The 19,279-nt window shown below is 70.1% G+C and carries 17 protein-coding genes; 12 read left to right on the top strand and 5 right to left on the bottom strand.

Going from position 1 to position 19,279, the window contains the following annotated elements; all coding sequences use genetic code 11:
- Positions 1-29 precede the first annotated feature (29 nt).
- Positions 30-443 (bottom strand): DUF6314 family protein, encoded by a 414-nt coding sequence (locus tag EIP85_RS02135; protein ID WP_127900480.1) that lies wholly within the window; start codon positions 441-443, stop codon positions 30-32.
- A 121-nt stretch (positions 444-564) separates the two neighbouring features.
- Between EIP85_RS02135 and purB the strand changes: the two genes are divergently transcribed.
- From purB to EIP85_RS02120, 4 genes are all read left to right on the top strand, one after another.
- A complete protein-coding gene (purB, locus tag EIP85_RS02130; protein ID WP_127900479.1) occupies positions 565-1,872 on the top strand; it encodes an adenylosuccinate lyase in 1,308 nt (435 codons plus the stop codon).
- Between the two features lie 85 nt (positions 1,873-1,957).
- Complete coding sequence (locus EIP85_RS22715) at positions 1,958-2,125, top strand: hypothetical protein (RefSeq protein WP_164871618.1); 168 nt, start codon at positions 1,958-1,960, stop codon at positions 2,123-2,125.
- Between the two features lie 65 nt (positions 2,126-2,190).
- The gene (locus EIP85_RS02125) at positions 2,191-3,243 is read left to right on the top strand and encodes a flagellar motor switch protein FliG (RefSeq protein ID WP_241559863.1); all 1,053 of its coding nucleotides are present in this window, start codon (positions 2,191-2,193) and stop codon (positions 3,241-3,243) included.
- Positions 3,244-3,325: 82 nt separating this feature from the next.
- Positions 3,326-3,961, top strand: a complete 636-nt coding sequence (locus EIP85_RS02120; RefSeq protein WP_127900477.1) for a biotin transporter BioY — start codon at positions 3,326-3,328, stop codon at positions 3,959-3,961.
- A 174-nt stretch (positions 3,962-4,135) separates the two neighbouring features.
- Here EIP85_RS02120 and EIP85_RS02115 read toward each other — a convergent pair whose 3' ends face one another.
- Positions 4,136-5,299 (bottom strand): Do family serine endopeptidase, encoded by a 1,164-nt coding sequence (locus tag EIP85_RS02115; RefSeq protein WP_127900476.1) that lies wholly within the window; start codon positions 5,297-5,299, stop codon positions 4,136-4,138.
- Between the two features lie 254 nt (positions 5,300-5,553).
- On the opposite strand from EIP85_RS02115, the gene EIP85_RS02110 reads away from it, so the two are divergent.
- The 8 genes from EIP85_RS02110 to EIP85_RS02075 all read left to right on the top strand — a co-directional run bounded on the left by EIP85_RS02110 (position 5,554) and on the right by EIP85_RS02075 (position 16,334).
- The gene (locus EIP85_RS02110) at positions 5,554-6,225 is read left to right on the top strand and encodes a winged helix-turn-helix domain-containing protein (RefSeq protein ID WP_127900475.1); all 672 of its coding nucleotides are present in this window, start codon (positions 5,554-5,556) and stop codon (positions 6,223-6,225) included.
- Complete coding sequence (locus tag EIP85_RS02105) at positions 6,226-7,575, top strand: HAMP domain-containing sensor histidine kinase (protein ID WP_127900474.1); 1,350 nt, start codon at positions 6,226-6,228, stop codon at positions 7,573-7,575.
- A gap of 307 nt (positions 7,576-7,882) precedes the next feature.
- Positions 7,883-8,560 (top strand): DUF1223 domain-containing protein, encoded by a 678-nt coding sequence (locus tag EIP85_RS02100; protein ID WP_206615425.1) that lies wholly within the window; start codon positions 7,883-7,885, stop codon positions 8,558-8,560.
- A 73-nt stretch (positions 8,561-8,633) separates the two neighbouring features.
- Positions 8,634-10,475: a dihydroxy-acid dehydratase gene (gene ilvD / locus EIP85_RS02095; RefSeq protein ID WP_127900472.1), complete on the top strand. Its 1,842-nt coding sequence runs from the start codon at positions 8,634-8,636 to the stop codon at positions 10,473-10,475.
- A gap of 157 nt (positions 10,476-10,632) precedes the next feature.
- Positions 10,633-12,201: a gamma-glutamyltransferase gene (locus EIP85_RS02090; protein WP_127900471.1), complete on the top strand. Its 1,569-nt coding sequence runs from the start codon at positions 10,633-10,635 to the stop codon at positions 12,199-12,201.
- Positions 12,201-13,592, top strand: coding sequence for a M20 family metallopeptidase (locus EIP85_RS02085; RefSeq protein ID WP_127900470.1), 1,392 nt, complete (start codon positions 12,201-12,203; stop codon positions 13,590-13,592). Before EIP85_RS02090 ends, EIP85_RS02085 begins: the two co-directional genes overlap by 1 nt.
- Positions 13,593-13,596: 4 nt before the next feature.
- The gene (locus EIP85_RS02080; RefSeq protein WP_127900469.1) at positions 13,597-14,814 is read left to right on the top strand and encodes an NAD(P)/FAD-dependent oxidoreductase; all 1,218 of its coding nucleotides are present in this window, start codon (positions 13,597-13,599) and stop codon (positions 14,812-14,814) included.
- A 14-nt stretch (positions 14,815-14,828) separates the two neighbouring features.
- The gene (locus EIP85_RS02075; RefSeq protein WP_127900468.1) at positions 14,829-16,334 is read left to right on the top strand and encodes an amidase; all 1,506 of its coding nucleotides are present in this window, start codon (positions 14,829-14,831) and stop codon (positions 16,332-16,334) included.
- On the opposite strand, the gene EIP85_RS02070 is transcribed toward EIP85_RS02075, so the two are convergent.
- From EIP85_RS02070 to tal, 3 genes are all read right to left on the bottom strand, one after another.
- Positions 16,319-17,116 (bottom strand): DODA-type extradiol aromatic ring-opening family dioxygenase, encoded by a 798-nt coding sequence (locus EIP85_RS02070; protein WP_127900467.1) that lies wholly within the window; start codon positions 17,114-17,116, stop codon positions 16,319-16,321. The genes EIP85_RS02075 and EIP85_RS02070 overlap by 16 nt on opposite strands.
- A 56-nt stretch (positions 17,117-17,172) precedes the next feature.
- Entirely contained in the window at positions 17,173-18,174 is a 1,002-nt protein-coding gene (locus EIP85_RS02065) for a zinc-dependent alcohol dehydrogenase family protein (protein ID WP_241559862.1), read from the bottom strand.
- 82 nt (positions 18,175-18,256) lie between these two features.
- Positions 18,257-19,198, bottom strand: coding sequence for a transaldolase (tal, locus tag EIP85_RS02060; protein ID WP_127900466.1), 942 nt, complete (start codon positions 19,196-19,198; stop codon positions 18,257-18,259).
- Positions 19,199-19,279 lie beyond the last annotated feature (81 nt).

The raw sequence follows: 19,279 nt of genomic DNA, 5'->3' as shown, positions 1-19,279 counted from the left end.
ATGCTGGTGCGGCGGGCGGGCCGGGGCCTTCACCGCCGGTAAAAGCTCTCCATCCGGTAGTCCTTGCGGGGGCCCGTCACGTCCCAGGTCGCCTGCCACTCGGGCCAGCGGGTCAGGTCATAGGCCACGCGGTAGTCGTCGGGGTCGCACCAGTGGCTGGCGGCGGGGGTGCCGGTGGCCGGGTCGAAGCCGTGGAACGGGCGGCCGTCGGCGAAGCGGACGGCGATCAGGCCGCCGGGGGCCTCGGCCCAGAAATAGCGCCGCTCGGCCGTCATCGGGGGCGCCGTGCCGAGGGTCAGGAGGCCGGTTTCCGCATAGGCCAGTCCCGCGCCCCCGGGGGTGAGGGTGGCGGTGCCTTCGAACCGTCCCTCGGCGCCTGCGCGGCGGTCGAGGATGCAGCGGGTGAGCTGCCAGCGGCCGGCGAAGTCGCGCAAGGCGGGCATTGCGGGTCCTCCCTGTCTTGTCGGCCCCGTCTTGTCCGCAGCGCGGCGCCGGTCTAAGAGGGCCTCGTTCTTGGAAGCCTTTTGCCGCTTCCGCAAGCCTCCCCTTGCGAAAGGCCCGCCGATGATCCCGCGCTATTCCCGCCCCGAGATGGTCTCCATCTGGTCGCCGGAGACGAAATTCCGCATCTGGTTCGAGATCGAGGCCCATGCCTGCGACGCGCAGGCCGCCCTCGGCGTGATCCCCAAGGCCAATGCGGAAGCCGTCTGGAAGGCGAAGGACGCCACCTTCGACGTCGCCCGCATCGACGAGATCGAGGCCGTCACCAAGCATGACGTCATCGCCTTCCTGACCCATCTGGCCGAGATCGTGGGCAGCGATCAGGCGCGGTTCGTGCATCAGGGGATGACCTCGTCCGACGTGCTCGACACCACGCTGAACGTGCAGCTTGCCCGCGCCTCCGACCTGCTGCTGGCGGGGATGGACCGGGTGCTGGCCGCGCTGAAGAAGCGCGCCTTCGAGCACAAGATGGATGTCCGCATCGGCCGCAGCCACGGCATCCATGCCGAGCCGGTCACGATGGGCCTGACCTTCGCGCGTTTCCATGCCGAGATGGCGCGGGGCCGCGAGCGGCTGGTTCGCGCCCGTGAGGAGATCGCCACCGGCGCGATTTCGGGCGCTGTCGGCACCTTCGCCAATATCGATCCGAGCGTCGAGGAGCATGTCTGCGCGCAGATGGGTCTCGTGCCGGAGCCCGTCTCGACCCAGGTGATCCCGCGCGACCGTCATGCGATGTTCTTCGCCACGCTCGGCGTCATCGCCGCCTCCATCGAGAACGTCGCGATCGAGATCCGCCATATGCAGCGGACCGAGGTTCTGGAGGCGGAGGAGTTCTTTTCGCCCGGCCAGAAGGGTTCCTCGGCCATGCCGCACAAGCGCAACCCGGTGCTGACCGAGAACCTCACCGGCCTGTCGCGGCTGGTGCGCTCGGCGGTCACCCCGGCGCTGGAGAACGTGGCCCTTTGGCACGAGCGGGACATCAGCCATTCCTCGGTCGAGCGCGCGATCGGGCCGGATGCGACGATCACGCTGGATTTCGCGCTGAACCGGCTGGCCGGCGTGATCGAGAAGCTGCTGGTCTATCCGGAGAACATGCAGCGCAACCTCGACCGGCTGGGCGGGCTGGTGCATTCACAGCGCGTGCTGCTGGCGCTGACCCAGAAGGGCGTGAGCCGCGAGGATGCCTATCGCCTGGTCCAGCGCAACGCGATGCGGGTCTGGGAAGCGGGCGCGGATTTCCGCACCGAGCTGAAGGCCGATGCCGAGGTCCGCGCGGCGCTGAGCGAGGCCGAGATCGACGAGAAATTCGACATGGGCTACCACACCAAGCATGTCGACACGATTTTCGCCCGGGTCTTCGGCGAAAGCTGACCGATTTCGCCGGGCCTGCGGTCGCGGGCCTTGCGGCGAATCGGGAACGGGGCTGTGCTTCCTTCAGGGATGATGGAGGCATGCTATGAAGGCAGTTTCTTTCGCCGTTGCGATCCTGGCCCTGGCCTCGGCGCTGTCGCCGGCCTGGGCCTGCGCGTTCCATTCGGGGGCGACGAAATCCTCCGACGCCTGCCCGGCCGGGCAGGTGTGGGATGGCGCGTCGCAGGCCTGCGTGAGCCGGCAGGCGAGCTGAGCCGGGTAAGCCGGCCTTAACGCCGAGATGGCAGCCTCGGGTCCGGGGCTGTCATGGAGGCATCTTTGACCCAGCACTTGAGCCGCGCGCAGGGGCATCCCGGGGCGGCATCCGGGCCGCTGACCAGCCGGCAGAAGGCGGCGGTGATCGTGCGGCTTCTGGTGGCCGAGGGCGTGCCGCTGCCGCTGTCCAGCCTGCCGGAGCATCTGCAGGCGGCGCTGACCGAGCAGATCGGCCTGATGCGCAGCGTCGATCGCGAGACGCTGCGCGCCACGGTCGAGGAGTTCCTGGAGGAGCTGGAACGGATCGGCCTTTCCTTCCCGGGCGGGCTGACGGGCGCGCTAGACATGCTGGACGGGCAGCTTTCGGCCTCTGCCGCCTCGCGGATCCGGCGGATGGGAGGCGGGGGCGACCGCAACGACGCCTGGGACCGGATCGCCGCGCTGCCTGTGGAGCAGCTGATGCCGGTGCTGGAGGAGGAAAGCCCCGAGGTGGCGGCGGTGATGCTGTCGAAGCTCAATGTCGCCAAGGCGGCGGAGCTTCTGGGCAAGCTGCCGGGCGAACAGGCGCGGCGGGTGGCCTATGCGATCTCTCTGACCGCGCGGATCGACCCCGACACGGTGATGCGGATCGGCCAGTCGCTGTCGGCCGGCCTTGACGCGCTGCCCCCGCAGGCCTTCGAGGGCGACCCGGTGGAACGGGTGGGCGCGATCCTCAACATCTCGCCCCAGGCGACGCGGGAGGAGGTTCTTGAGGGCCTCGACGCGGCGGATGCGGAGTTCGCGGGGCGGGTGAGGAAGGCGATCTTCACCTTTCCCCACATCCCGGCGCGGGTCGAGGGGCGGGATGTACCGAAACTTCTGCGCGTGGTGCCGCAGCAGGTCCTGGTGCAGGCCTTCGCAGGCGCGGCGGGGGACGAGGCGGGGCAGGCGGCGGTGGAGTTCCTGCTGGAAAACATCTCGCAGCGCATGGCCAGCGCGATCCGCGAGGAGATGGGCGGAGCGGGCAAGGTGAAGCCGAAGGACGCCGAGGAGGCGCAGGCCGCGGTGGTGGCCGCGATCCGCGAGCTGGAGACGGCGGGAGAGATCGTTCTGGTCCAGCCCGAGGAGGCGGGCTGACGTGCTGCACTGCGGCGGGGCTTGCGCTGGAGGGGGTCCTGGGGCACAACCTCGTGACGGAGTTCAGCAGGGAGATGGCGTCATGGCGCTTTCGATGACGGACAGGGCATTGGCCGAGCGGGTGACCCCGGCGGGCCGCGACGGGATCTACGCGCAGGTCGCGCTGGTGGCGCTCGGGATCGCGATCCTGACGCTTTCGGCGAAGATCCAGCTTTACATCTGGCCCTCGCCGGTGCCGGTGACGATGGGCACTTTCGCGGTGCTGGCGCTGGGCGCGGCCTATGGCCCGCGGCTCGGGCTGGCGACGATCCTCGGCTACATGGGCCTCGGCGCGCTGGGCGCGGATGTCTTCGCGGGCTCGGGCAGCGTGCACGGGCTGTCCTACATGATGGGCTCCACCGGCGGCTACCTCGCGGGCTACGTGCTGGCGACGGCGGCGCTGGGGATCGCAGCGCGGGCCGGCTGGGACCGCTCGGTGGTGAAGATGGCGGGCGCCATGCTGATCGGCAACGCGCTGATCTACGTGCCGGGCGTTCTGTGGCTGAAGCATGTGATCGTGGCCGGCGGGCTTTACCATGCCGACCAGTTCTCCAGCGTCTGGGCGCAGACGATCGCCTGGGGCGTGACGCCCTACCTGATCGGCGACGCGATGAAGCTGGCGCTGGCGGCGCTGCTGCTGCCGGGCCTGTGGAAGATCGCCGGCCGCCTGCGCGGCTGAGCCGGTCGACCCTTCCGACCTGAAAGAGGTCCCGTGGAGCCAGGCGCTGCGCGGGGCCTTTTTCTTTTTGCGGGCATCGCCGTGAAGCGGGCCGACGCCCGCCCGCCCCAAAAATTAACGGGCCGCGCCGGTGGGGGTCCGGCGCGGCCCGAAGGCCTGACAGGGAGAGTGGGTTCAGGCCTTCTTCGGGGTCTTCATCGTGCCGACGTCGATGGTGAGCTGCTCTTTCTTGCCGGCGCGCAGGATGTCGACCTTGGCCTTGGTATTGGGCTGGGTCATCGCCACCACGCGGGGAAGGTCGTTCACATGCTTGATGGTGGTCCCGTCGAAGCTGGTGATGATGTCACCCGCCTTCATCCCCGCCTTGGCGGCCGGGCTGTCGGGGTTCACCTGCGCGACCATCGCGCCCTGGGGCTTGGCCATCCCGAGCGCGCTGGCCACATCGGACGAGACGCGGCGGATCTCGATCCCGAGCCAGCCATGCGCGACCTTGCCGCCATGCTCGAGCTGGGCCACCACGTTCTGGATCACGTCGGAGGGCACGGCGAAGCCGATCCCGACCGAGCCGCCCGACGGCGACATGATCGCGGTGTTCATCCCGATCACCTTGCCGGCGTCGTTGAAGAGCGGCCCGCCGGAGTTGCCCTTGTTGATGGCGGCATCGGTCTGCAGGAAGTTGTCGTAGGTGCTGCCGCCGATGTCGCGCGCCTTGGCCGAGATGATGCCCGTGGTCACCGTGCCGCCGAGGCCGAACGGGTTGCCGACCGCCATCACGTCATTGCCGACCTCCATCTTCTTGGAGGAGCCGAACTGGACGTAGGGAAGCGGCTTGTCGGAGTTCACCTTGATCAGCGCGACGTCGGTCACCGGGTCGGTGCCGAGGACCTTGGCGGTGTAGGTCTGCCCGTCCTCCAGCGTCACCTTCACCTTGGTCGCGCCGGCGACGACGTGGTTGTTGGTCACGATCAGGCCGGTCGGGCTGATGATGAAGCCGGAGCCGACGCCATGCATCACCGGGCGATGCTGCTGCTGTTGCTGCTGCTGGCCGCCATTGCCGTTGCCATTGCCGTTCTGGCCGGGCATCGGGATGCCGAACTGCTGGTAGAACTGCCAGAAGGGGAAGCCCTCGGGCATCGCGGCCTGGGCCGGGCCCTGCTCGGTCACCTCGATATAGACGACGGCGGGGGAGACCTTCTTCACCAGGGGCGCGTAGCCGCCGACGGGTTCGGCCGTGGCGGTGACCGGGGCGACCGCCACGGCGGCGGAGGCGGCGAGCACGCTGGCAAGCGCGAGGCTCATGAACTTGCGGGGACGCTTGGTCGGAGATGTGCTGTGCATCTGCTGCTCCTCTCGGATGGCTTTGATTGGCTCTGCTTCGGCCGGGGCGACCCGACCGGATGGCAAAGAGATGGCGCAGCCGCCTCGCAAGCCGCTCTCGGGTGCATTACAAATCTGCAAGAAAGGGTCACGCTGCGATCACGGCTGCGGGAACGGGGCGGGGCCGAGATTGCAGAACTGTCATGCCGGCGACAGGTTCGGCCAAGCCGCATGTGAGAAGGTCGGGACGGACCCGGAGGAAAGGACGACAACAGATGCGCATCCTCGTGGTGGAAGACGATCCGACGACGGCGGGCTATATCGCCGACGGCCTGCGGCAGGAGGGCCATGCCGTCGACCAGCTCTCCGAGGGGCGCGAGGCGCTCGTGCGGGCCGCCACCGAGGAATACGACGTGATGGTGGTCGACCGGATGCTGCCGGGGCTCGACGGGCTGTCGCTGGTCAAGTCGCTGCGGGCGGCGCAGGACCGGACGCCGGTGCTGTTCCTGACCTCTCTCGGCGGGGTCGACGACCGCATCGAGGGGCTGAACGCGGGCGGTGACGATTACCTGGTGAAGCCCTTCGCCTTCGGCGAGCTATCGGCCCGGGTCTCTGCGCTCGCGCGGCGGCCGCAGATGAAGGAGGCGGAGACAGTGCTGAGCGCGGGCGACCTGCGGATGGACCTGCTGAGCCGCCGGGTGGTGCGGGCGGGCCAGGAGATCGAGCTTCTGCCGCGGGAGTTCGCGCTTCTGGAGCAGCTTCTGCGCCGCAAGGGCCGGGTCGTCACGCGCACGATGCTGCTGGAATCGGTCTGGGACATCCGTTTCGATCCGCAGACCAACGTGGTCGAGACCCATATCAGCCGGCTCCGCGCCAAGGTGGACCGGCCGTTCGACCACGAACTTATCAGGACCGTGCGCGGCGCGGGCTACCGGATCGAGGGCTAGGTGCGGCTGCGTCTGCCCTCCATAAGGCGCTCGACGCCGCTGCGCCTTGCAGGGTTCCTGCTGGCGCTCTTCGCCTGCGTGAGCCTGGCGAGCTTCGGGGCGACCTATCTGCTGATCCGCTCCAGCCTGATGGCCGGGATGAAGGATGACCTGCAGCGGCAGATGGCGGGGTTCTCGGCTGCGCCCTCCGCCTCGGCGCTGGCCGCGCTGATCGCCAACCAGGGGGCGGTGACGGATCCGTCGCGGATGATCCTCAGCTACCTTGCGCCGGACGGGCAGGTCTATGGCAATGCCGCGCTGTCGCGAGGGCCGCAGGGGTATCTGCAGATCGACCTCGGGCCCGGAAAGAAGGGCAATCCGCGGAACTATTTCGGGCTGGCGGGGAATTTCTTCGGCGGGCAGCTGATCCTGGCCGAGAGCCGGGAGCCGCTGGAGGCGCTGGGCGCGACCTTCCTTGACGTGCTGTTTCTCAGCCTGCTGCCGACGATTATCATCGCGCTGGGCGGCGGGCTTTACCTGGCGCGGCGGAGCGATGCGAAGGTGGCGCGGATCACCGCGACGCTCGACCGGCTGACGGCGGGGGATCTTTCGGCGCGGGTGGCGGGCCTGCCGCGGGCCGATGACCTGGCGGCGATCGGCGACGGGGTGAACCGGATGGCGGCGGGGCAGGAGGCCTCGACCGAGGCGCTGCGCCAGGTCTCTGCCGATATCGCGCACGACCTGAAGACGCCGATCCAGAGGCTTGCGCTGATGCTGGACCGGCTGGCGGGTCAGGAGGGGCTGGCGGAGCCGGAGGCAGAGCTGGCGGGCCGCGCGCGGGAGGAGGCGGAACGGATCGTCGCGACCTTCCAGTCGCTGCTGCAGATCGCGCAGATCGAGGGCGGCAGCCCGAAGGCGCGGTTCGGGCCGGTGGACCTGGCCGAGGTGGCGCGGACCTTCGCCGAGATCTACGAGCCCTCGGCCGAGGACAGCGGCCAGAGCCTGGAGCTGGCCCTGCCGGAGGGGGCGACCGAGGTTTCGGGCGACCGCGGGCTGCTGGGGCAGGCCTTGGCGAACCTGATCGAGAACGCGCTGCGCCATACGCCGCCGGGAAGCCGGATCTTCGTGCGTGTGCGCGTCGAGGCGGGGGGCGTGGTGCTGGAGGTAGCCGACACCGGGCCGGGCATTCCCGAGGAGGAGCGCGGCAAGGTGCTGCGCCGCCTCTACCGGCTGGAGCGGAGCCGGACGACGCCGGGCTCGGGGCTGGGCCTCGCGCTTGTGGCGGCGATCGCGGAGGTGCATGGCGCGGAACTGGAGCTTGGCGACGCGGCGCCGGGACTGGTCGTGCGGTTGCGGTTTCCGGCGGCGTGAGGGGGCGGGGCGCGGTGCGTAATGAATGCGCTGCGTGGTGAGGAGGGGCAGGGCCCGTCCGCGGGGGGGCGCTGGCTGCGGCTGAGGTCTGTCCGTTTATGGCTTAATCGCCCCCTTCTTCTCGTCGGGAACCTGACTCACCAAAAGCGCCCGCCCTTGGGGGCGGACGGGCGCTGCCCCGGCGGTGCTAACGCACCGCTGTTTCGGGCCGGGGGGGATGCCCGGCCTCAAAGGGGCGCCGCCTTCTGTAACGTCTCTGCCTTCGGCGCGTCCTCTGACAATGGGATCCCGCATGGAGGACGCGCCGATGACCTTTGCCCCGAAGCTCTCCGCCCTTGCCGCCCTCGCGCTGCTCGCTGCGGGACAGGCCAGCGCTGCGGACCGGCTGCACCCGACCGTGGTCGAGGAATTCCAGAGCCAGGGCTGCAATTCCTGTCCGCCCGCCAACGCCAACCTCAACGCCATTGCCGGGCGGGCGGATGTGCTCGCGCTCTCCTTCTCGGTCACCTATTGGGACTACCTCGGCTGGAAGGACACCTTTGGCCGCCCCGCCTATACCGAGCGCCAATGGGACTACGCCAAGGCCGGCGGGCGCAGCACCGTCTACACGCCGCAGATGATCGGCAACCGGGCGGGAGAGATCGACCGTGCGATCCGCACCTATGACCGGGGCGCGGGCGGGCCGAGGATCGGCTGGGAGGGCGGGCGGCTGAGCGTCGCGGGTGCGGGCCCGAAGGGGGGCGCCGTGGTCTGGCTGGTGCGCTACGATCCCCGCACGCTCGATGTCGCGGTGCGGGCGGGCGAGAACGCGGGCCGCACCCTGCCGCATCGCAATATCGTCAAGGAGCTCGTCCGCCTCGGGTCATGGCAGGGGGGCAGCGCAAGCTTCGCCCTGCCGCCGGCCGGAGATCCGGTCCTGAAGACGGCGGCGCTGGTGCAGGCGGGGCCGGGCGGGCCGATCCTTGCGGCGCAAAGGATGCCGTGAGCGACTGACGGCGCCTCTGGTCGAGGCGGGGCTCGCCTGCTATGTCGTCACCGCAAGACAGGAGGATGAGCCGATGCCCCAGTACCGTTCCCGCACCACCACCCATGGACGCAACATGGCCGGCGCGCGCGGCCTCTGGCGGGCGACCGGGGTGAAGGAAAGCGATTTCGGCAAGCCGATCATCGCGGTCGTGAACTCCTTTACCCAGTTCGTGCCGGGCCACGTGCACCTCAAGGACCTCGGCCAGCTGGTCGCCCGCGAGATCGAGCAGGCCGGCGGCATCGCCAAGGAATTCAACACCATCGCCGTCGACGACGGGATCGCGATGGGCCATGACGGCATGCTCTATTCGCTGCCTTCGCGCGAGATCATCGCGGACTCGGTCGAATACATGGTCAACGCGCATTGCGCCGATGCCATGGTCTGCATCTCGAACTGCGACAAGATCACGCCCGGCATGCTGATGGCGACGATGCGGCTGAATATCCCGGTCGTCTTCGTCTCCGGCGGGCCGATGGAGGCGGGCAAGGTCACCTGGAAGGGCAAGACCAAGGCCGTCGATCTGATCGATGCGATGGTCGTGGCCGCCGACGACTCGGTGAGCGACGAGGAAGTGCAGGTGATGGAGCGTTCGGCCTGCCCGACCTGCGGATCCTGCTCGGGCATGTTCACCGCCAATTCGATGAACTGCCTGACCGAGGCGCTGGGCCTCGCGCTGCCCGGCAATGGCTCGACGCTGGCCACCCATGCCGACCGCAAGCGGCTGTTCGTCGAGGCGGGGCATCTGATCGTCGATCTGGCGCGCCGCTACTACGAGCAGGACGACGAGAGCGTGCTGCCGCGCAACGTGGCGTCGTTCGAGGCGTTCGAGAATGCGATGTCGCTCGATATCGCGATGGGCGGGTCGACCAACACGGTGCTGCACCTGCTGGCCGCGGCGCAGGAGGGCGAGGTGCCCTTCACCATGGCCGACATCGACCGGCTGTCGCGCCGGGTGCCGTGCCTGTGCAAGGTGGCGCCCGCGAAGTCGGACGTGCATGTCGAGGACGTGCACCGCGCCGGCGGCATCATGGGGATCCTTGGCGAGCTTGACCGCGCCGAGCTTCTGAACCGCGACGTGCATATGGTCCATGCCGAGACCCTGCCGGAGGCGCTGGGCCGCTGGGACGTGAAGCGGACCGACAGCCCGTCCGTCCACCAGTTCTTCAAGGCCGCCCCGGGCGGCGTGCCGACGCAGGTGGCCTTCAGCCAGGAGATGCGCTGGGACGACCTGGACCTCGACCGTGAAAAGGGCGTGATCCGCGACAAGGAACATGCCTTCTCCCAGGACGGCGGGCTTGCGGTGCTTTACGGCAACATCGCCGAGGACGGGGCCATCGTGAAGACGGCGGGCGTGGACGACTCGATCCTGAAGTTCTCGGGCCCCGCGAAGGTCTACGAGAGCCAGGAGGCCTCTGTGGCGGCGATCCTCGGCGGCGACGTGAAGGCGGGCGACGTGGTGGTGATCCGCTACGAGGGCCCGCGCGGCGGCCCGGGGATGCAGGAGATGCTTTATCCCACCAGCTACCTGAAGTCGAAGGGGCTGGGCAAAGCCTGCGCGCTCTTGACCGACGGGCGCTTCTCCGGCGGGACCTCGGGGCTGTCGATCGGCCATGTTTCGCCCGAGGCGGCGGAAGGCGGGGCGATCGCGCTGATCCGGCCGGGCGACATCGTCGAGATCGACATCCCGAACCGCAAGCTGGACCTCGCGATCTCGCCCGAGGAGCTGGCGAAGCGTCGGGCCGAGCAGGCGGAGAAGGGGTTCAAGCCGGCCAACCGGAAGCGCAAGGTTTCGACCGCGCTGAAGGCCTATGCGGCGCTCACCACCTCTGCTGCGCGCGGCGCGGTGCGGGACGTGTCGCGCTTCGAGGACTGAGGGCCAAGGGACGGTTTCCGTCCGCGGGAGCGGGCGAGCGGTGCGCAATGAATGCGCACCCTACGCGAGGGGGCGCCGATCGGCGTTCGCTTCTCGACCTCCGGTGATTGCCTTTGCTTCTCTGCCGCGTCACTAGTTGCGGCAGGGGAGACCAGAGATGCACAGTTTTTCGAAGAGCCAGATCACCCGCAAACCCACGCGGGCCACGAAGGGCGGCGTGGTCGCCAGCCAGCACCGGCGGGCGGCCGAGGTCGGCGCGGCGGTGCTGGCCGCGGGGGGCGACGCGGTCGATGCGGCGGTGGCGACCTCTTTCGCGGTGTCCGTCCTCGAGCCCTGGATGAGCGGGCCTGCGGGCGGCGGCGCGATGATGATCTGGCGCGCGGCCGAGCAGCGGGCGGAGACGGTGTTCTTCGGGATGCGCTCTCCCAAAGGCCTCGACCCGAGGGACTATCCGCTGGCCCCGGGCGGCAAGGCCTCCGACCTTTTTCCCTGGGCCGCGGTGGAGGACGACCGCAACATCCGGGGTGCCACGGCCATCGCCGTGCCGGGGACGGTCGCCGGGGTGGAACTGGCCCATGCGCGGCATGGGAAAATGCCCTGGCGCGAGCTTCTGGCGCCGGCGGCGGAACTGGCGCGCGAGGGGATGGTCGTCGACTGGTATGCCTCGCTGATGATCGGTTCGGCGGCGCGCGACCTGGCGCGCGACTCGGATGCGGCGGCGCTTTTCCTTGACGAGGGCACCTGGCCCAAGGGCGCGGGCTGGACGGCTCTGAGCCAGCAGCGGCTGGATCAGAGCCAGCTGGCGGCAACGCTGGCGCGGCTGGCCGAGGCAGGGGCGCGGGACTTCTACGAGGGCGAGATCGCGCGGGCGATGGTCGCCGACGTGCAGGCCAAGGGCGGGTGCCTGTCGCTGGAGGACCTTGCCGCCTACCGGGCGCGGGCGACGGGGGCGATCTCCGTCCCCTATCACGGCGGGGTGGTCCACGCGCCCGAGGGGCTGACGGCGGGGCCGAACCTGGCCGAATGCCTCGGCCTTATGGCCGGAACGACGCCGGGGGCGCGGCCGGACGGGGCGGGCTATGCCGCCATGGCGCGGGCGCTGTCGGCCACCTACGAACGGCGTTTCAGCGAGATGGGGGATCACGAGGCGCCCAATGCCCCCGCCTGCACCACGCATTTCTCGGTCGTGGACCGCGAGGGCAACATGGTGGCGGTGACGCAGACGCCGCTTTCGGTCTTCGGCTCTGGCGTCGTCTCTCCCGCGACGGGACTGGTGATGAACAACGGCATCATGTGGTTCGACCCGGAGCCGGGGCGGCCGAACTCTCTGGCCGCGGACAAGGGCTGCCTGATGAACGTCTGCCCGACGCTGGGCGAGATCGGCGACCAGCGCTTCGCCATCGGCGCCTCGGGCGGGCGGAAGATCCTGCCGGCGGTGCTGAACCTGTCGTCCTTCCTGATCGACTACGGGATGACGCTGGAGGAGGCCTTCCACCAGCCGCGGATCGACAATTCCGGCGGGGGCACCATCGTCGCGGACGAGAGCCTGCCGGCGGAGGTCGTCGGCGCGCTGGAGGCCGTCGCGCCGGTCGTGACGGCGAAGCGGACGGTCTTTCCCTATGCCTTCGCCTGCCCGGCGGGTGTGATGCGGGACGGCGGGCTCAACACCGGCTGCACGGAGATCATGTCGCCCTGGGGCGACGCGGTGGCCGAGGAGGACGTCTGATGCCCACGCGGACCGGGGCGCTGAAGCGGATCGAGGCCTATCTCGACGGCGGGGCGTTCCTGTCCGAGCTGGGCGATATGGTCGCGGTGGAGAGCGAGAGCCAGGAGCCCGCAAAGCGGGCCGAGCTTCGGCGCTACCTGCAAGAGCTGATGGTGCCGCGGCTGGCGGGGATGGGGTTTTCGACCACGATCCTCGAGCGTCCGGAAGCCCCGGGGCTGCCGTTCCTCGCCGCCGAGCGGATCGAGAATCCGGGCCTCGAGACGGTGCTGATCTACGGCCATGGCGACGTGATCCGCGCGCAGGAGGGGCGCTGGCGCGAGGGGCTTTCGCCCTTCCGGCTGGTGGTCGAGGGCGACAGGGTCTACGGCCGGGGCACGGCCGACAACAAGGGCCAGCATTGCATCAACTTCGCAGCGCTCCGCGCGGTGATCGCGGAGCGCGGGCGGCTTGGCTTCAACTGCCGGATCGTGCTGGAGACGGGGGAGGAATGCGGCTCTCCCGGTCTCGGCGCGCTTTTCGCGGCCGAGCGGGCGCGGTTCGCGGCAGATGTGCTGATCGCCTCGGACGGGCCGAAGCTGCATCCGGAGCGGCCGACGCTGTTCATGGGGTCGCGCGGTGCGGTGAATTTCGACCTTCGGGTGAAGTATCGCGAGGGCGCGCATCACTCGGGCAACTGGGGCGGGCTGCTGAAGGACCCGGCGCTGGTGCTTGCGCATGCCATCGCGTCGATCGCCGACCGGCGGGGGCAGATCCTTGTGCCGGAATGGCGGCCCACCAGCCTGACGGCGGAGGTGCGCGCAGCACTGGCCGATTGCCCGGTGGGCGGGTTCGAGGGCCCGCAGGTGGACGTGGACTGGGGTGAGGAGGCGCTGACGCCGTCCGAGCGGGCCTTTGGCTGGAATTCCTTCGCGGTGCTCGCCCAGACCAGCGGCGTGCCGGAGGCGCCGGTCAACGCGATCTCGGGCGAGGCGCGGGCGCATTGCCAGCTGCGCTACGTGGTGGGGACGGACCCGGAGGATATCCTGCCCGCGCTGCGGCGGCATCTCGATGCCGGGGGCTTTGGCGAGGTGGAGGTCGTGCCGGCGGACCGGGGGCTGTTCCACGCGACGCGGCTGGCGCCTGATCACCCCTGGGTCGCGCGCGTCGCCGCCTCGGTGGCGGAGACGACGGGGAAGCGGCCGGCGCTTCTGCCGAACCTGGCGGGCTCGATCCCGAACGAGTGCTTCTCGGAAGGGCTGGGCCTGCCAACGGTCTGGGTGCCGCATTCCTATCCGGGCTGCTCGCAGCACGCGCCGGACGAGCATCTGCTGCTCAGCTCGACGCGGGAGTCGCTGCGGATGATGACGGGTCTTTTCTGGGACATCGGGGCGGGACAGGGCGGCGCGGGGTGAGATGATGAGCGAGGTTCTTGTTCTCGGGGGCGGCATGGTCGGAACGGCCACGGCGCTGGCGCTGCAGGCGCGGGGGTGTGACGTGGTGCTGGTCGAGCGCGGGCTGCCCGGGCGGGAGACGAGCTACGGCAACGCCGGGATCATCCAGAGCGAGGCGGCGGAGCCCTATGCCATGCCGCGGAGCCTCGCCGCGCTCTGGCGCATCGCCCTGGGGCGCGACAATGGCGTGCGCTGGGAGCTTGCGGGGCTGCCGGGGCAGGCGGGGGCGCTCTGGCGGTATTTCCGGGCCTCGGCCCCGGCGCGGCATGCGGCGGCCTCCAGGGTCTATGCGGGGCTGGTGGTCCGGTCGACGGAGGATCATGCGCCGCTGGTCGAGGCGGCCGGGGCGGGAAACCTGATCCGGCGCGGCGGCTATCTTGCGGTGGCGCGGGAGGCGGCGGCCTTCGAGGCCGCGGCGCGGGACGCGGAACGGATGGCGCGGGCCTATGGCCTGCGGATGCGGCTGCTGGAGGGCGCTGCGCTGCGTGCGGCCGAGCCGGGGCTGACCGGCGCGCTTGCCGGGGCCGTGCAGTGGCAAGGGGCGTGGAGCTGTGCCGACCCGGGCGGGCTCGTCGCGGCCTATGCCGCGCTGTTCGAGCGGCGGGGCGGGCGGATCGTCAGGAGTGATGCCACGGAGCTGGCGCGGGCCGGGGCGGGCTGGCGGCTGGGCGAGGTGGAGGCCGCGCACTGCGTGGTGGCGCTGGGGCCGTGGTCCGCCACGTTCCTGCAGCGTTTCGGGATCCGGGTGCCGATGGTGCTGAAGCGGGGCTATCACCGGCATTTCGCGGGCGGTGCCAATCTGGGGGCGCCGGTGGTGGACGAGGCAACCGGCACCGTCGTCTCGCCGATGCGCGACGGGCTGAGGGTGCTGACGGGGGCGGAGATCGCCCGGCCGGGCGCGCCGAAGCGCAGCCAGCAGATCACCCGGTCGGAGGCGGCGATCCGGTCGCTTCTCGATCTCGGCCAGCCGGTGGAGGCGGAGCCCTGGATGGGCACGCGGCCCTGCCTGCCGGGGATGCTGCCGATGGCGGGGCCGGCGCCGGGGGTGCCGGGCCTCTGGCTTCATTTCGGCCATGGGCATCAGGGGTTCACGCTGGGCCCCACCACCGCCGCGCTTCTCGGCGAAGAGATCACCACCGGCCGCGCGCCGGTGCCCGCGCTTTCGCCTGCCGCCATCCTCTGACCGGAGTTTCCCGCATGACGACCGATCCCGCCGATCTTTCCGCCATCGCCGCCCGCGACCTGATCGGGCGCCGGGCGCTGTCGCCGGTGGAGCTGGCCGAGGCCTGCCTCGCGCGCTTTGACGCGGTGAACCCGGCGGTGAACGCCGTTGTGGCGATGGATCGAGAGGCCGTGCTGGCCGAGGCGCGGGCCGCCGAGGCGGCGGTGGCCAAGGGCGCGCCGCTCGGGCCGCTGCATGGCCTGCCGGTCGGGGTGAAGGACATGACCGACGTGGCGGGGTTGCCCACGACCTATGGCTGCACGCTCTACCGCGACAACATCGCGGAGGCCGACGATCCGATCGTCACTGGGCTGCGCGGGGCGGGCGGGGTGGTCTTCGGCAAGACCAACGTGCCGGAGTTCAGCGCAGGCGCGAACACGATCAACAAGGTTTATGGCGTGACCGCCAACCCGCATGACGTGACGCGGAGCGCGGCGGGATCGTCCGGCGGTTCGGCCGCGATGCTGGCCTGCGGGATGGCGCCGCTGGCCACCGGGTCTGACATGGGCGGCAGCCTGCGCAACCCGGCGGCGTTCTGCGGCGTGGTGGGCTTCCGCCCCTCGCCGGGCGTGGTGCCAAGCCCCGACAGCGGGACGGCGACGCTGCCGCTTTCGACCTCCGGCCCGATGGGGCGGACGGTGGCGGATGCGGCGCTGATGCTGTCGGTCATGGCGCGGGCGGATGGGCGCGATCCCTATTGCGCAGTGGTCGGCGGGCAGACGATCTGGGCGCCGGAGGGGTTCGGGCGGCTGCCGCGGCGGGACCTGTCCTCGGCCCGGGTGGCGCTGACGGAGGATTACGGGTTTGCCCCGACCGAGAGCATCGTGCGGCGCGCCTTCCGCGCCCGGGCGGAGGCGCTGGCGCCGCTTTTCGGGCGGGCGGAGGAGACCGCGCCCGACTGCCACGACGCCGACCGCATCTTCGCGGTGCTGCGCGGGCTTTCCTTCCTCGTCAGCCACCATGCCAACGTGGAACAGCAACCGGGTGTCTTCGGCCCGAACATCCGGGCGAACGTGGCCGAGGGCCTGGGCTACTCCGCGCTCGACATCGCCCGGGCGACGGCGGCGCATTCCGACTATTACCGGCGCTGGCAGGCGTTCTTTGCCGAATGGGACTATGTGATCTGCCCGGCGGTGACGATCAGCCCGCGCGACTGGCACGAGCTCTATCCCACCGAAATCGACGGGGTGGCGACGAAGACCTATTACCACTGGCTGGCGATGGCCTATGCCTCGACGCTGGCCGGGCATCCCTCGATCTCGATCCCGATGGGGCGGGACGAGAAGGGGCTGCCCTTCGGGTTGCAGATCGTCGGGCGGCGGAACGACGATCTGGGCGTTCTGGCCGTGGCGGCGGAGATCGAGGCGGCTTTCGCTGGCGATGCCAGCCTTGGCGCGCCGCGGGTGGATCTGGCCGCGCTGAAGGCGGCGCCCCCGCTGTTGGAGGCGCCGGGCTTTCTGATGGATCAGCCGAAGCGGTAGCTTGACGCCGTCACGCCGCCGAAGAGATCGACGTCATGGTAGACGCGGGTTGCCGCGTCGCCCTCTGCCGCGCCGAGCGCGGTGAAGAGGGGGACGAGGTGATCCTCCTCCTTGTGGCAGACGCGGGCGTAGGGGGCGTCTTCCCAATGGATCAGCGCCTCGGTCCGGGCCTCCGGGGCCTTGGCGAGGGTCTCGCCCAACCAGGCGTCGAAAGCCTCCGACGGCACCTTCGCCTGCGGGCCGAAGAGGCGCAGGTTATGGTAGCTGAGGCCGGAGCCGACGATCAGCACGCCTTCCTCGCGCAAGGGCGCGAGCGCGCGGCCGAGGGCGAAATGCTCCGCCGGGTCGTAGCCATTCTTCAGCGAGATCTGGAAGACCGGCACGTCGGCCTCCGGATACATGATCGCAAGCGGCGCGAAGGTGCCGTGATCGAAGCCCTGCGTGGTGTCGAGGTGAGTCGGCAGGCCCGCGGCCTCAAGAAGCTCGACCGTGCGGCGGGCGAGATCGGGGGCGCCGGGGGCGGGGTAGACGATATGGTAGGTCTCTTCCGGGAAGCCGTGGTAGTCGTAGACCATCGGCGGCTTCGGCGCGGCCATGACGGCGAAGTCGGGCCCCTCCCAATGGCCGGAGATCATCAAGACGGCCTTCGGGGGCGCGTCGAGATCCTCCACCATCCGCTTCAGCGAGGCCTCGAGGTTCACGAACTGGGCGCGCATCTGCGGCAGCCAGGGCCAGGGCCCGCCGCCATGCGAGATGAAATAGGTTGGAAGGCGCTGGGACATGGGGCCTCTCCTTCGGTTGCGGTCTGTCCCAGAGATAGGCCTGTTCCGGCCCGCTGTCAGGGGATCAGGACGGCCGCGCCCTGCACATGCCCTGTGCGCAGATCGTCGAGCGCATCATTCGCCCTTGCAAGGGGATAGGCGGTCGTCGTGGCGTGGACGCCGGCCCTCGGGGCGAGGGCGAGGAACTCCGTGGCGTCGGCGCGGGTGAGGTTGGCGACCGAGAGGATCTGCCTCTCTTCCCAGAGGATGCGGTAGGGGAAGGCGGGAATGTCGCTCATGTGGATGCCGCCGCAGACGACGCGGCCGCCCTTGACGAGGGTGGAGAGCGCACGGGGCACCAGCGCGCCGACAGGGGCGAAGATCAGCGCCGCGTCGAGCCGTTCGGGGGGGGCTTCGCCGGAGCTGCCAGCCCAGCGGGCGCCGAGCCGGAGGGCCATCTCCTGCGCGGGCGCGTCGCCCTCACGGGTGAAGGCATAGACCTCGCGGCCCTGCCATTTCAGGACCTGGGCGATGAGATGGGCGGCGGCGCCGAAACCGTAGAGGCCGATGCGGCGCCCGGAGCCGGCCATCTTCAGCGATCGCCAGCCGATCAGGCCCGCGCAGAGCAGGGGCGCCGCGGCGATCGGATCGCCGAAACCCTCCATCGGGAAGGCGAAGGCGGCATCGGCGATGACATGGGTGGCAAAGCCGCCGTCGCGGGTGAAGCCGGTGAATTCAGGGCTGTCGCAGAGGTTCTCGCGCCCGCTTTCGCAATAGGCGCAGTGCCCGCAGGTGTGGCCAAGCCAGGGGACGCCGACACGGGTGCCGGGGGCGGGACCGGCGAGACCGGGGCCGAGCGCCTCGACGCGGCCGACGATTTCGTGGCCCGGGACGATCGGCAGCCGGCCGCCCGGCAGTTCGCCATCGACGACGTGAAGATCGGTGCGGCAGACGGCGCAGGCCTCGACGCGCAGGCGAATCTCGCCGGGGCCGGGGGCGGGCAGGGGCCGGTCCTCCCAGACCAGCGGCGCGCCGGTCCGGTGCAGGACCATGGCGCCCATTTTCGTCGCTTCGCTCATCCGCGCGCCCCCGAAACCAGACGGCGGCCATGCTGCCATGGCCGCCGGTTCCGGCAAAGTCCCGCGGATGTCGCGGGCAGGATCAGGCGGCGAGGCGCTCGGTGACGATCTTGCCGAGCTTCAGCGCATCCTCGTGGAACTTGCGGATGCCTTCGGCGAGCTTCTCGGTGGCCATCGCATCCTCGTTCAGGTCCCAGCGGAATTCGGGTTCTGAGATCGCCTCTGCCGTGCCCTTGGCGGCGCCGGGGGAGAGCTTGCGGGGCAGATCGCCATTGTCCTCGGACAGCTTGGTCATCAGGTCCGGCGAGATCGTCAGGCGGTCGCAGCCGGCCAGCGCCTCGATCTGCCCGGTGTTGCGGAACGAGGCGCCCATGACGACGGTCTCGATGCCGTGGGTCTTGTAATGGTCGTAGATCCGGCGGACCGATTGCACGCCCGGGTCGGTTTCCGGCGTGTAGCTCTGGCCGGTGGATTTGGAGTACCAGTCGGTGATCCGGCCGACGAAGGGCGAGATGAGGAATGCGCCGACATCAGCCGCCGCGCGGGCCTGGGCCATGGAGAAGAGCAGCGTCATGTTGCAGTCGATGCCCTCCTTCTGCAGGACCTCGGCGGCCTTCACGCCCTCCCAGGTGGTGGCGAGCTTGATCAGGATGCGGTCCTTGGAGATGCCGAGCTTATCATAGGCCGCGATCAGCGCGCGGGCCTTGGCGATCGAGGCCTCGGTATCGAAGGACAGGTGGGCGTCGACCTCGGTCGAGACGCGGCCGGGGACGATCTTGGACAGTTCCGCGCCCAGCCCCACGGTGAGGTGCTGGACGATAGCGGAGACCGGGTCTGCCGCGCCGCGGCCGGCCTCGACCGCGTGGGCGAGGTGGTCGGCCATCTCGGGCGCCTGCAGCGCCTTGAGGACGAGCGAGGGGTTGGTCGTGCAGTCCTGCGGCTTCAGCCGGCGGACGGCCTGCAGGTCGCCGGTATCGGCAACGACGACGGTCATGTCACGGAGTTGGTCGAGCTTGCTGGTCATGGCGGCTCCTTCCTTTTTTATGGGACATGGACGGCTTCCGGGGACGAGTCAAGACAATATGCTTTTGCGCATCTAGATTGA

The organism is Solirhodobacter olei (assembly GCF_004010155.1).
Taxonomy (GTDB): Bacteria; Pseudomonadota; Alphaproteobacteria; order Rhodobacterales; family Rhodobacteraceae; genus Solirhodobacter; species Solirhodobacter olei.
This window is presented reverse-complemented; position numbering and strand designations above follow the sequence as displayed.